We start from the raw sequence: 13,345 nt of genomic DNA, 5'->3' as shown, positions 1-13,345 counted from the left end.
GTCTAATTCTTAAAAAGTTTTAATGGCTTTTTAAATATATGTTAAATAAAAAAGCTCACTTTCTAAGTGAGCTTTTTTAAAAAACTATTGTTTTAATATTTTTCTTGATTTTCCATTTTTATATCTAAGGATATATAGTCCTTTTTCTAACTTATTTATTTGCTCTTTTTCATTGATTCCATCATTTGAAGAATTGACAACTTCTCCCGTTCGAAAATTTAAGATAATAAGTGGAGAGTCTTTTATAGGTTTTTTCCCTTCTTTATCGTGGTAGATGACTTCTGTATGCATATTATTATCCTCATCTGTTTCATTAATCTTATTCTCAATATCAATAACATAATGAACAAAATAAACACCAGATTCTGGAAATAAATCTGATTCTATTGGGAAATTATAGTAAGTGTCCATTGTATAATTTGAATTTGGCTGGGTAAGGTCATAATAAATGTCATATACCATAGTTGCATTATTAGGATCAAATTCCTCATTACGACTTATCCAAATCTGGACTTCTGTATATTTCTCAGATGTAAAGGTCCAATCACTATATGTACTGTCTGTATTGCTTACAGTAGCTTTCATGCTCAAATTATCACCAACATAAAAAACAGGAATATTTACATAACCATCTATATTTATGTCAACAGTACTGTGAATATCGTAAATAACAGTAAACTCAAAATCAGGTCCAACTGAAATAGGACAACCATTAAGTTCTTCTAGCCCAAAACTATTCGGACAATTATCAACATTGTCATATATGCCATCACCATCTGTATCCTCAAGAGGGCAACCGAAATTTGATATTGGTCCGAAATCTTCAGGACAATTATCTTCCCAGTTTTCTATTCCATCATTATCATTATCTCTATTGTCCTTGTTATCACAAACATCACCAATACCATCTCCATCAACATCACTTTGATTTGGATTTGAAACATTTGGGCAATTGTCATCTGAGTTTAGAATTTGATCATTGTCGAAATCAATATTGTTAATAGAGTCACACACATCACCTATTCCATCTCCATCAGTATCAGCTTGATTGGAATTTGGTTTAAAAGGACAATTATCATTAATATTCAGAATAGTGTCTAAATCATAATCATTAGGACATTTATATTCACTTTTATTAGAGACTATTGTAGGCACAATTGTAGGAAAAATTCCAACAACTATAATTTTATTTTCTACTAGAGCGACTTCAATGTTATCTGAAATATTGTTCAAATTAATCATAGAAATTCCATTATCATCAAAGTTCAAAGGTATAATTCCATGGTTTTTTATACTTAAATTAAAGGAATTGGTACTTGAGTAACTTGAAATGTCTACTTTAATTTTTAATGAGGATATACAATCATTTTGATAAACTTTATCAACAAATTGTAGAGATTGTGCATAGGTGCAATATACGAATAGCAAAAAAACCTTTGAAAGTAATAATTTTTTCATAGTAATAAATTTTAAGTATAACAATTTCCTGCAAATATAGGTGTTTTTAATACTTTTGTTAGTATAAAAACATTAAACAATTGAAAAAAATAATAATTGCCAGTACCTCAACAGTTCACGGAAGCGGTTACCTAGAATATATTCTATCAGAATTAAAATCATTTTTTAGTAATGTAAATACGATTCTATTTATTCCATATGCAAGGCCAAGCGGTATTTCCTATGATATATATACAGAAAAAGCGAAGGAAGTTTTTGGTAATATCGATATAGAAGTTAAAGGAATTCATCAGTATGATAATCCAAAGGAAGCAGTTTTAAATGCGGAAGCTATTTTCACAGGAGGAGGAAATACATTTGAGTTGGTCAATCAATTGTATAAAAAAGATGTAATCGATTCATTGAGGAAAGTTGTTGAGGCAGGAACTCCATATTTAGGAACTAGTGCAGGTAGTAATATCTGCGGAGTGACAATGATGAATACGAATGATATGCCGATTGTGTATCCACCTAGTTTTGACACAATGGGATTAATACCGTTCAATATCAATGCACATTACTTAGATCCAGATCCAACTTCAAAACATATGGGTGAAACCAGAGAAACAAGAATTAAAGAATTCCATGTTTTCAATGAAACTCCAGTTTTAGGCTTACGTGAAGGAAGTTGGTTAGAAGTAAGCAATAATGAGATAAAACTTAAAGGAGAATTATCTGCTAGATTGTTCCGAAAAGATAAAGAGGCTATTGAATTACCAACGGATTCTAAGATTTCTGAAGAAATATTTTCATAAATTATTTGTAATTTTGTGTAAACTAAACACAAAATATGCCTGCAATTCAAGATATTAAAGTAGCTGTTGATGCTGTTGTATTTGGTTATGACGCAAAACAACTTTCTGTTTTATTAATAAAAAGAGGAGTAGAACCTTTTAGAGATAGTTGGGCATTACCGGGTGGTTTGGTAATGGATAATGAATCGTTAGAAAATGCTGTGACTCGTGAATTGAAAGAGGAAACAGGCGTTCAAATTGATTATCTAGAGCAGTTATATACCTTCGGAAAACCAGGAAGAGATCCAAGAAATAGAGTCGTTTCAGTGAGCTATTTTGGACTAGTAAGACCCAATCATTTTAAAATTAAAGCAGCTACAGATGCAAAAGAAGTGCAGTGGTTTCCAGTGAAAGAACTTCCTGATTTAGCTTTTGACCACGGAACAATTCTAAATATTGCTAAAGAGAGATTAAAAGCTAAACTACAATATCAGCCGATTGGTTTTGATCTTTTAAATAAAGAGTTTCCTTTTTCCGATTTAGAAAATTTATATACTACAATACTAGACCATAAAATCGATCGAAGAAATTTTCGTAAGAAAATCCTAAGCTTTGAAATTGTTGAAGAAACTGATAAAATTCATCAAAAGGGAAGTGGTCGTCCTGCCAAACTATTTAAGTTTAATAATAAGAAATACAACCAATTACTTAAAGAAGGATTCCACTTTGAAATTAAGATAGTGTAATTTTTACACAAAATATTTTGTTAATCTATTTTTATGTTTTAGTTTTGCGTAAAAATAACACAAAAATGATTTTGAACTTAGATACATCTTTTCAGCCATTAGGAGCCAATCAAATTGATTTTGAATCTTTTGTTTTTTCAGGAGGAGAACCTCACATTAAAATTAAAACAGATGTAAGAGATATTTCTGAAGTAACTGTTACAACAAGAATCAAATCATTTAATGATTTCGGATTATTGATTTGTACTGTTGACGCTCTAAGGAGAAGTGGTGTTTCTATTATTAATGTGTTCATACCTTACTTTCCAGGAGCAAGACAAGATAGAGTTATGATTCCAGGAGAACCTCTAACAGTGAAAGTGTATGCAGAGATATTAAATGACTTATGTGTGGATAAAGTAATAGTTTTTGACCCACATTCGGAAGTTACGCCAGCAGTATTAGATAATTGTCAAGTAATTACAAATTATAAGTTTATAGAAAAGGTTATTCAAAAAATAGGAAAAGAAGTGTTGTTGATTTCTCCTGATGGAGGAGCATTGAAAAAGATTTACAAGGTATCGGAATATTTAGGGGGAATTGCTGTGATTGAATGTTCTAAAAAGAGGAATGTTACTAACGGAAAGTTAGAAGGTTTTAAAGTATATGAAGAAGGTTTACAAGGAAAAGACTGTTTAATAGTGGATGATATTTGTGATGGTGGAGGAACGTTTATGGGACTTGCAGAGGAATTGAAAAAGAAAAATGCTGGTGATTTATATTTAGCTGTAAGTCACGGAATTTTTAACAAAGGAGTCGAAAGTTTACAGGAACATTTTACACAAATTTTTACTACGGATAGTTTTAGAGATGTAGAAGGAATAAATCAAATAAAGTTGAATGATATATTGAATTAGTAAAGAAATTAAAAAGAAGAATTATGAAATTGAAATTAAAGAAATATTCAGAACAATTAAAAGAATGGCCAGAAAGTGGCTATCACATCATGGCGCAGTATGATGAGGAAAAAGTAATTGTATATCAATCTTATAGACCAGCGATTGGGAATTTTGCTATGAAAAATCAATTTTTTGGAGGACCTTTCAAATACACAAGAATGACTTGGATTAAACCGAATTTTCTTTGGATGATGTATCGAAATGGTTGGGCAACAAAAGAAGGACAAGAAGTTGTTTTGGCAATCCATTTAAAAAGAGAAGCATTCGAAAGGTACTTAAGTCAGGCGGTTTATTCTAGTTTTCAACCGGATTTATATAAGGATTGGGATGATTGGCAACATCATGTTAAGAATTCATCTATTCGATTACAATGGGATCCAGATCATAATCCATATGGAGGAAAATTGGAAAGAAGAGCAATTCAAATTGGAATCAGAAATGAAGAGATTATCAAGTATGCAAAGGAAGATATTTTAGAAATAGAAGATATATCTGAATTTGTAAGAGAGCAACATCAATTTATTTTAGCTAAAGATTTGGATAAACTAATCGTACCAGCGGAAAGACCATATTTGTCATCAAATGATGAAGTTAATAACTTTTTGAAGTTGAAATAATTAAGAAGAAGAAATGAAAACATTATATAGACCAGTAGGAGAGAAAGAAATGTTATTAATTGCTGAAAGTGGATTTAAAAGTTTTCCTCCTCGTTTGGAACAACAACCAATTTTTTATCCTGTATTAAATGAAGAATATGCTAGTGAAATAGCTGAAAAATGGAATACAACTGATCCTTTTGGTAATTTTTTAGGATTTGTAACTAAGTTTTCAATTACAGAAGAGGAATTTAATAAGTATCAAATAGAAAATGTAGGAGGAAAAATTCACAATGAATTGTGGGTACCATCCAAAGATTTAGATGTTTTTAATTCTGCAATTGTTGGAAATATAGAAGTTGTCAAAGTATATATAGGAAAAGAATACAAATCTTCAGATAGTAAAATCATTGAAGAATTAATTGGGAAAATTGAAAGAATAAAAAAATGAAAATAGAAGTAATACAAGGTGATATCACTAAAATCGAAGTTGATGTAATTGTCAATGCAGCTAACGCGAGTTTACTCGGAGGAGGCGGCGTAGACGGAGCAATCCATAGAGCAGGTGGATCCAAAATTCTTGAAGATTGTCAGGAAATTAGAAATAGACAAGGAAAATGTAAAACAGGAGAAGCAGTTATTACAACAGCGGGTAATTTACCGGCAAAAAAAGTGATTCATACAGTCGGACCAGTATATAATGGAGGTAAACGTTTAGAAAAGGAAAAAGAATTATTGGCTAACTGTTACAAGAATAGCTTAGAACTTGCTAAAAGTAATGACTTTAAAAGTATCGCGTTTCCCAATATAAGTACTGGGATTTATAAGTTTCCAAAAGAATTGGCATCTGAAATAGCCATAAAAACGGTCAAAGAGAATGTAGTTTTAGAAAAGGTGATTTTTGTCTGTTTTGATGATGAGAATTATAAGATTTATAAAAATTATTTAGAAAAAGAATGAAAGAAATAAAATATATAGAAGGAGATGCAACACAACCTCAAGGTAAAGAGAATAAAATTATAGTTCATGTTTGTAATGATATAGGGGGTTGGGGAAAAGGATTTGTTGTAGCAATTTCAAAGCGTTGGCCAGAACCCGAACAAAAGTATAGAGAATGGTATAAGTCCGGAGAGAATTTTGAATTAGGTAAAGTTCAATTTGTACAAGTCGAAGACAATTTATGGGTGGCAAATTTAATTGGTCAACGAAAAATAAGAAAAGATGAATTCGGAAATCCACCAGTTCGATATGAAGCTATTAATTTAGGAATGGAAAAAGTGGCGAAAAAGGCAAATGAATTAAATGCATCTGTTCATATGCCAAGAATAGGTTGTGGTTTGTCAGGAGGAAAGTGGGAACATGTAGAGCCAATTTTACAAAAGAATCTAAGTAAAGAAATATTAAGGTCATAGTCTATGACTTTAAAAAAAAAAACAATTAAAAAATGAACGAAAAAGAAATAAAAAGAATAAGTAAATTTCTAAGTCTGTTGTTACGTCATCAACCAGAAACAATTGGTTTAAATTTAGATGAAAACGGATGGACAGATGTTGAGGAATTAATTCATAAATCGAAAAAGAGACGAATGCATTTTTCGATATCTGAATTAGAAAAAGTAGTAGCAGAAAATGATAAACAACGTTTTAGTTTTAATGAGGATAAAACTAAAATTAGAGCGAATCAAGGTCATTCGATTAAGAATATAAATTTAGAGCTTGAAGCCATTGAACCACCAGAAAATTTATATCATGGAACTGTTGAGAAGTTTTTAGAATCTATAAAAACAAGTGGTCTTCAAAAAATGAACAGACAACATGTACATTTAAGTGAGGATTTAATTACCGCAACTAAAGTAGGAAGCAGAAGAGGAAAACCAATAATCTTAGTTATCAACTCAGGTTTGATGTTTCGGGAAGGTTATGAATTTTATAAATCTAAAAATGGGGTTTGGTTAACAGATAAAGTTCCTAGTAAATTTATACAGTTTAAAAACTAAGTTATGAGAAAGAAGGAGTTACATAAAGAGATTTTTGTAGTAGAAGATTTTTTGAGCAAAGACGATTGTGAAAGCTTTCTTCAGAAATTCGAGAATGAAAATTTTGAAGAAGCAAAAGTATCAATTGATGGAGAACAGGTTATGTTTAAAGGAATTAGAAATAACGACAGATACATGTTCTTCGATGAATCTTTGGCAGAAGAATTATGGAATAGAATAAAGGAATTTGTACCTAGCAAGATTGGTTTTTATAAAGCAATTGGATTAAACGAAATGTTTAGAGTGTATAAGTATTCTTTAGGACAAAGATTTAAAATGCACATAGATGGAAGTTTTAAAAGAAATTTAGAAGAAGAGAGTTTTTTATCTTTTATTATTTATTTAAATGATGATTTTGAAGGAGGAGAAACTGAGTTTAGGAATTTATTTGTAGTAAAGCCAGAAAAAGGAAAAGCACTAATATTTAGACATCGATTAAGACATGAAGGAAAAGAAATTATTTCTGGTGTAAAATATGTTTTAAGAACTGATATTATGTACAAAAGAACTTAAAAAAATGAAGAAGAAATGTCAAAGCATCAAGAAATTAGAGCACATTACGATAATAAAACAATTACTGTATACCAGGCTTATAATAAGTTAATTGCTTTACCAGCTATAAAAAACAATAAATTTGAAGCTCCTTTTTCTTTTACTAGAATGACATGGATTAAACCTTCTTATTTATGGTTGATGGAACGAAGTAATTGGGGGACTAAAAGTAATCAAGATTATATTTTAGGTATAAAACTAAAACGTGCTTTTTGGGAAAAAGCTTTACAAATGGGAATTTTAACAGACCCTGATCATCACGTTTATAAAAGCGGATTTGAGTGGGAGCAAAAATTTAAAGAAGCTAAGGTTCACATTCAATGGGATCCAGAACGAAGTATTAAAGGAAGTAAATTACAAGAGCGAACAATTCAAGTTGGTATAAGTAGATTTTTAATTGAGGAGTATAATAACGAATGGATTGAAGAGATAATAGATTTAACTCCTTTAACAAAGAAAATAAACCAGTTACGTAAACAGGGGAAGTATAGTGAAGCAAAAAGATTAGTTCCCAAAGAACGTGTATATAGTTTACCAGAAGTTATAGAAAAAAGAATAGGAGTAAGATAAATTAAATGAAAGTAAGAACATTCACAATAGGAGACATTCATGGAGGTTTAAAAGCCTTGAAACAACTTGTAGATAAATTAGATTTAACAGCTAATGATACGCTAATTTTCTTAGGTGATTATGTTGATGGTTGGAGTGAGTCTGCTCAGGTTTTAGATTATTTAATTGAACTCGATAAAAACCATACATGTATTTTCATAAAAGGAAATCATGATGTGTACTGTGAAAATTGGCTGAAAACTGGAATTCAACCTGATAAATGGTTGTTCCATGGAGGAAAAAATACGATTATCAGTTACGAGGAATATTCTGAAACTCAAAAAAATGAGCATTTACAGTTTTTAGAACGAATGAAACTTTTTCATATTGATGATGAGAACAGATTGTTCATTCATGCAGGATTTACATCAATGCACGGTCCATATCAAGAAGTATATGAATCAAATTACACTTGGGACAGAACTTTATGGGAAATGGCGTTGACTATGGATAAACGAATAAAGAAGGATTCTTTGTTATTTCCAAAACGTTTATTACTGTTTAATGAAATTTATATCGGACACACACCAACAACAAATTATAAGGTATCAGAGCCAATGCAAGGATGTAATGTTTGGAATGTCGATACAGGTGCTGCGTTTAAAGGAAGTTTAACTGCCTTAAATATTGAAAATAAAGAGTTTGTTCAAACAGAACCAGTTTTTTTACTATATCCATACGAAGCAGGTAGGAATGAGCGTCCGCATAAGGAAGAAGTGAAAAAAATCTAATTCATAAAATAATTAGTTGAATTAGTTACATATTGATTTTAAAAAGTAGAAAGAAAAAGTAATTATGAAATATTCAAATCGAACAATACAAGACAAGTACAATCACGATGAAAATTTAAAGTTTCTTTTTTTTTGGGGACATCAACCTAATAAAGATGGAAGTGTAGGTAAAGGTTGTTTTAGTCAATGGTGGGAATCAGATTTTGAAATAGATGGAATAATTTATAAATCAGCTGAACATTTTATGATGGCCGAAAAGGCTCGATTATTTAATGATCACGAAAGTCTGACGAAAATAATTGAATCCAAACATCCACACGATGCGAAGAAATTGGGACGAAAAGTATTGAATTTTAATCCTAAAACTTGGGATAAACATAAGTTCGATATTGTTGTTAAAGGCAATTTAGCTAAGTTTTCTCAAAATAATGAATTAAGGAAATTTTTAATTCAAACAAATGATCGTATTCTCGTAGAGTCAAGTCCTGTTGATAATATCTGGGGAATTGGATTGGCAGCAGATAATGAAAATGTGATGAATCCAAATTTATGGAAAGGTCATAATTTATTAGGTTATGCTTTGATGGAAGTACGTGATCAATTGCAATAGTATGAGAGTATTTACTGCAAAAGATAAACTACCTGTAAAGAACGAAGATGAAACTTTTTGTTTTCTAGCAGGTAGTATCGATTTTAAGGAATCTACATCTTGGAGAGATTTAGTAGTTAGTGGGAGTTCTAAGAATACCATCTTTTTTGACCCAACAAGAGAAGATCATGATACACTTGGTAATCAGGAAATGGTGGCGCATATCCAATGGGAATTAGAAGCTTTAGAATTATCGGATATGATCATTCTTAATTTTCTTCCAGAAGCTAAATCACCAATTTCACTTGTGGAATTAGGGTTATACATGAAATCAAATAAACTTATAGTTGTATGTCCAAAGGAATTTTACCAATACCGTTATGTGAGTACGATTTGTGCTAAATATAATACACCAATATATCATAATCTTCAGGAAATTTTTAAATATGTGTAATAAATACGCAAAATAATTTGCAGGCTTCGTTTTATCTTTTATATTTGCGTTATAATTACACAAAATAAATTAACATGATAAATCCATTATTATATACAGACGGTTACAAAGTAGATCACAGAAGACAATATCCAGATAAAACAACCTTAGTATATTCAAACTGGACACCGAGAAAAAGTAGAATAGAAGGAGTTAATGAAGTAGTATTTTTCGGATTACAATATTTCATTAAGAAATATGTGATTCAAGAATTCAATCAAAACTTTTTTCAACAACCTAAAGAACAAATTCTAAAGAAATATGCTAATAGAATTAATAACTATTTAGGTGAAAATAAAGTAGGAGTAGAACATATTGGAGCTTTACACGATTTAGGTTTCTTACCAATTGTAATAAAAGCATTGCCAGAAGGAGTTTCAGTTCCAATTCGAGTTCCAATGTTTACTATGTATAATACATTAACAGAGTTTTTCTGGTTAACGAATTATTTTGAAACATTGTTATCTACAACTATTTGGATGCCATGTAATTCAGCTACAATTGCCAAACAATACAGAAAAATATTAGATGCGTATGCAGAAGAAACATCTAGCATTCCTGAATTTGTAGATTGGCAAGGACACGATTTTTCAATGCGTGGAATGGCAGGATTAGAGGCAGCTGTTTTATCAGCTTCAGGTCATTTATTAAGTTTTACTGGAACAGATACAATTCCGGCTATAGATTTTTTAGAAGAGTATTACAATGCTAGTGCAAATGAAGAGCTTATCGGCGGATCAGTTGCGGCAACGGAACACTCTGTGATGTGTATGGGAACAAATAGTGGAGAACAAGAAACTTTTAAACGATTAATCACAGAGGTATATCCTAACGGAGTCGTTTCTATTGTTTCTGATACTTGGGATTTATGGAAAGTACTAACAGAATATCTACCGAATTTAAAAGAAGAAGTTTTACAAAGAGATGGGAAAGTGGTAATTCGGCCAGATAGTGGTGATCCGGTAGATATTATTTGCGGTAATCCAAATGGTACAACAGAAGTTGAACAAAAAGGAGTAATCCAATTACTTTGGGAAGTTTTTGGTGGATCGATAAATGAGAAAGGGTTCAAAGAATTAGATCCACATATTGGAGCTATATATGGAGATAGTATTACGATAGAAAGAGCAACACAAATTTGTGAACGATTAAAGCAAAATGGATTCGCTTCTACTAATGTTGTGTTAGGAATTGGTTCTTTTACGTATCAGTATAACACAAGAGATACTTTTGGTTTTGCAATGAAAGCGACTTATGGAGAAGTTGATGGACAAGGAAGAGCTATTTATAAAGATCCGATTACCGATGATGGGACTAAAAAGTCTGCTAAGGGTTTACTAAAAATCATTAAAGAAAACGGAACATATCAATTAGAAGATGAAGTGAGTTGGGAAGAAGAACAAAAAGGAGAATTAAGAGAAGTATTTAGAGATGGTAAATTATTAATCGATGACTCTTTAATAGAGATTAGAAAGAGAATAAGATAGAAAAAGGGAAGTATTTAGCTTCCCTTTTTTATGTTTTAAATTTCTTTTTTAAGAATTTCTACGCTTATTTGCAATTAATGTATTTTTCAATAACATGGCAATTGTCATTGGTCCAACTCCTCCAGGAACAGGAGTAATGAATGATGATTTCTCAGCAACTTCATCAAAAGCAACATCACCGACTAATCTAAATCCATTCTTTTTTGTTGGATCAGCAACTCTTGTAATTCCTACATCGATAACCACAACTCCTTTTTTAACCATATCTGCTTTCAAAAACTCAGGAATTCCAATAGCAGCTACGATAATATCGGCTTTTTTAGTAATCTCTTCTAAATTTTGAGTTCTACTGTGAGCTAAAGTTACTGTGGCGTTTCCAACCTTTCTCTTCTGTGAAAGTAAAATACTCATCGGACTTCCAACAATATGACTACGACCGATAACAACTACATTCTTTCCTGAGGTTTCAACATTATAACGATCTAATAGCTCTAAAATACCAAATGGTGTTGCAGAAATAAATGTTGGCAAGTTTAAAGCCATTCTACCAACATTTTCAGGATGAAAACCATCAACATCTTTTATTGGATCTACAGCTAATAATACCTTTTGTTCGTCAATATGTTTAGGCAATGGCAATTGTACTATAAAACCGTCAATGTCATTATCAACATTTAAAATTTCAATTTCGTTTAATAATTCAGCTTCTGTTGTCTCTTCAGGTAGTTGAATTAAAGTAGACTCAAATCCTACGCGTTCACAAGCTTTTACTTTTGCATTTACATAGGTTAAACTAGCTCCGTCATTTCCAACAATAATTGCAGCTAAATGAGGAACTTTCTTCTCTCTCCTTTTTAATTCTCCAACTTCTAAGGCAATCTCTTCTTTGATGTCGGCAGAGGTCTTCTTTCCGTCTAATAAAATCATTTGTGTGTGTTAGTGTGTTGTTTATGTATATCAAAATAAAAAAGAGAAGCGCACACTTCTCTTTTTTACATTTTATTATCTCATACCTCGCATCATTTGCATCATGCGTTTTCCGCCACCACCTTGCATCATTTTCATCATTTTGCTCATCTGATCAAACTGCTTCATTAACTGGTTAACTTCTTGTACCGAAGTTCCAGATCCTTTAGCAATTCTTTTCTTTCTACTTGCATTAATCATAGAAGGTTTACTTCTTTCATCAGGAGTCATAGAATGTATAATTGCCTCAATTCCTTTGAATGCATCATCATCTATATCCATACCTTTTAAAGCCTTTCCAGCACCAGGAATCATTCCAACTAAGTCTTTCATGCTTCCCATTTTCTTTATTTGCTGAATTTGATTTAAGAAATCATCAAACCCAAATTGGTTTTTAGCAATCTTCTTCTGAAGTTTTCTCGCCTCAGCTTCATCGTATTGTTCTTGGGCACGTTCTACTAACGATACAACGTCTCCCATTCCAAGAATACGATCAGCCATACGATCTGGGTGGAAAACATCAATTGCATCCATTTTCTCACCAGTACCAATAAACTTGATTGGTTTGTCTACAACAGATTTGATAGATAAAGCAGCGCCACCACGAGTATCACCATCTAATTTTGTAAGAACAACACCATCAAAATTTAAAACATCATTAAAGGCTTTAGCTGTGTTAACAGCATCTTGCCCCGTCATAGAGTCTACAACGAATAATGTTTCATTAGGAGTAACAGCTTTATGAATATTCGAAATCTCCGTCATCATTTCTTCATCCACAGCTAAACGACCAGCGGTATCAATAATTACCACATTCTTTCCGTTTGCTTTTGCATGCTTGATTGCATTTTGAGAAATTTCAACAGGATTTTGGTTTCCTACTTCAGCATAAACTTCAACACCAATTTGTTCACCTACAACTTGTAACTGATTAATAGCGGCCGGACGGTACACATCACAACCAACTAATAAAACCTGCTTAGTTTTCTTAGTTTTAAGGTAATTAGCAAGCTTACCTGAGAAAGTAGTTTTACCCGAACCTTGTAATCCAGACATTAAGATAACTGTTGGAGAACCACCTAAATTGATTCCTACAGTATCACCTCCCATTAACTCCGTTAATTCATCCTTTACAATTTTTACCATTAATTGTCCTGGGTTTAACGTAGTTAATACGTTTTGCCCCATAGCTTTATCCTTAACAGTGTTGGTAAATTGTTTCGCTATTTTAAAGTTAACATCGGCATCTAATAAGGCTCTACGAACTTCTTTTAACGTTTCAGCAACGTTAACTTCATTAATCTTTCCGTGTCCTTTCAGCGTATGTAACGCCTGATCTAATTTTTCACTTAAATTATTAAACATTGGTGTC

At 31.6% G+C, this 13,345-nt stretch carries 17 protein-coding genes; 14 read left to right on the top strand and 3 right to left on the bottom strand.

Translation table 11 applies throughout. The features are described from left to right. Positions 1-84: 84 nt before the first annotated feature. A complete protein-coding gene (locus ACOSP6_RS07755; RefSeq protein WP_422093583.1) occupies positions 85-1,458 on the bottom strand; it encodes a thrombospondin type 3 repeat-containing protein in 1,374 nt (457 codons plus the stop codon). Between the two features lie 80 nt (positions 1,459-1,538). On the opposite strand from ACOSP6_RS07755, the gene pepE reads away from it, so the two are divergent. The 14 genes from pepE to ACOSP6_RS07685 all read left to right on the top strand — a co-directional run bounded on the left by pepE (position 1,539) and on the right by ACOSP6_RS07685 (position 11,007). Continuing rightward, entirely contained in the window at positions 1,539-2,252 is a 714-nt protein-coding gene (gene pepE, locus ACOSP6_RS07750; protein ID WP_422093584.1) for a dipeptidase PepE, read from the top strand. Between the two features lie 35 nt (positions 2,253-2,287). Further along, positions 2,288-2,977: an NUDIX hydrolase gene (locus ACOSP6_RS07745; RefSeq protein WP_422093585.1), complete on the top strand. Its 690-nt coding sequence runs from the start codon at positions 2,288-2,290 to the stop codon at positions 2,975-2,977. 65 nt (positions 2,978-3,042) lie between these two features. Then, a complete protein-coding gene (gene prs, locus ACOSP6_RS07740; protein ID WP_422093586.1) occupies positions 3,043-3,873 on the top strand; it encodes a ribose-phosphate diphosphokinase in 831 nt (276 codons plus the stop codon). Between the two features lie 23 nt (positions 3,874-3,896). Further along, positions 3,897-4,532 (top strand): DUF4291 domain-containing protein, encoded by a 636-nt coding sequence (locus ACOSP6_RS07735; protein WP_422093587.1) that lies wholly within the window; start codon positions 3,897-3,899, stop codon positions 4,530-4,532. A 13-nt stretch (positions 4,533-4,545) separates the two neighbouring features. Further along, positions 4,546-4,962 carry an ADP-ribosylation/crystallin J1 gene (locus ACOSP6_RS07730; RefSeq protein ID WP_422093588.1) on the top strand — a complete coding sequence of 139 codons (417 nt, stop codon included), beginning with the start codon at positions 4,546-4,548 and terminating at the stop codon, positions 4,960-4,962. Then, positions 4,959-5,471, top strand: coding sequence for an O-acetyl-ADP-ribose deacetylase (locus ACOSP6_RS07725; protein WP_422093589.1), 513 nt, complete (start codon positions 4,959-4,961; stop codon positions 5,469-5,471). The genes ACOSP6_RS07730 and ACOSP6_RS07725 overlap by 4 nt, the downstream gene beginning before the upstream one ends. Next, positions 5,468-5,923: a macro domain-containing protein gene (locus ACOSP6_RS07720; RefSeq protein WP_422093590.1), complete on the top strand. Its 456-nt coding sequence runs from the start codon at positions 5,468-5,470 to the stop codon at positions 5,921-5,923. The genes ACOSP6_RS07725 and ACOSP6_RS07720 overlap by 4 nt, the downstream gene beginning before the upstream one ends. A 32-nt stretch (positions 5,924-5,955) precedes the next feature. After that, entirely contained in the window at positions 5,956-6,507 is a 552-nt protein-coding gene (locus ACOSP6_RS07715) for an RNA 2'-phosphotransferase (protein WP_422093591.1), read from the top strand. A 3-nt stretch (positions 6,508-6,510) separates the two neighbouring features. Next, positions 6,511-7,059: a prolyl hydroxylase family protein gene (locus ACOSP6_RS07710; RefSeq protein ID WP_422093592.1), complete on the top strand. Its 549-nt coding sequence runs from the start codon at positions 6,511-6,513 to the stop codon at positions 7,057-7,059. Between the two features lie 15 nt (positions 7,060-7,074). Beyond that, entirely contained in the window at positions 7,075-7,668 is a 594-nt protein-coding gene (locus tag ACOSP6_RS07705) for a DUF4291 domain-containing protein (RefSeq protein ID WP_422093593.1), read from the top strand. Between the two features lie 5 nt (positions 7,669-7,673). After that, complete coding sequence (locus ACOSP6_RS07700) at positions 7,674-8,438, top strand: metallophosphoesterase family protein (protein WP_422093594.1); 765 nt, start codon at positions 7,674-7,676, stop codon at positions 8,436-8,438. A 64-nt stretch (positions 8,439-8,502) separates the two neighbouring features. Beyond that, positions 8,503-9,048, top strand: a complete 546-nt coding sequence (locus ACOSP6_RS07695; protein ID WP_422093595.1) for an NADAR family protein — start codon at positions 8,503-8,505, stop codon at positions 9,046-9,048. Position 9,049: 1 nt separating this feature from the next. Beyond that, complete coding sequence (locus ACOSP6_RS07690) at positions 9,050-9,481, top strand: nucleoside 2-deoxyribosyltransferase domain-containing protein (RefSeq protein ID WP_422093596.1); 432 nt, start codon at positions 9,050-9,052, stop codon at positions 9,479-9,481. Between the two features lie 77 nt (positions 9,482-9,558). Further along, a complete protein-coding gene (locus ACOSP6_RS07685) occupies positions 9,559-11,007 on the top strand; it encodes a nicotinate phosphoribosyltransferase (RefSeq protein ID WP_422093714.1) in 1,449 nt (482 codons plus the stop codon). Positions 11,008-11,055: 48 nt separating this feature from the next. Here ACOSP6_RS07685 and folD read toward each other — a convergent pair whose 3' ends face one another. Together folD and ffh are read right to left on the bottom strand one after the other, a co-directional pair. Continuing rightward, positions 11,056-11,934 carry a bifunctional methylenetetrahydrofolate dehydrogenase/methenyltetrahydrofolate cyclohydrolase FolD gene (gene folD, locus ACOSP6_RS07680; RefSeq protein WP_422093597.1) on the bottom strand — a complete coding sequence of 293 codons (879 nt, stop codon included), beginning with the start codon at positions 11,932-11,934 and terminating at the stop codon, positions 11,056-11,058. A 75-nt stretch (positions 11,935-12,009) separates the two neighbouring features. Continuing rightward, entirely contained in the window at positions 12,010-13,338 is a 1,329-nt protein-coding gene (gene ffh / locus ACOSP6_RS07675) for a signal recognition particle protein (RefSeq protein ID WP_422093598.1), read from the bottom strand. Between the last annotated feature and the right edge of the window lie 7 nt (positions 13,339-13,345).

It is taken from the genome of Tenacibaculum sp. MEBiC06402 (assembly GCF_049239625.1).
Taxonomy (GTDB): domain Bacteria; phylum Bacteroidota; class Bacteroidia; order Flavobacteriales; family Flavobacteriaceae; genus Polaribacter.
The sequence above is the reverse complement of the archived record's forward strand: the minus strand, read 5'-3'. Positions and strand labels throughout refer to the sequence as shown.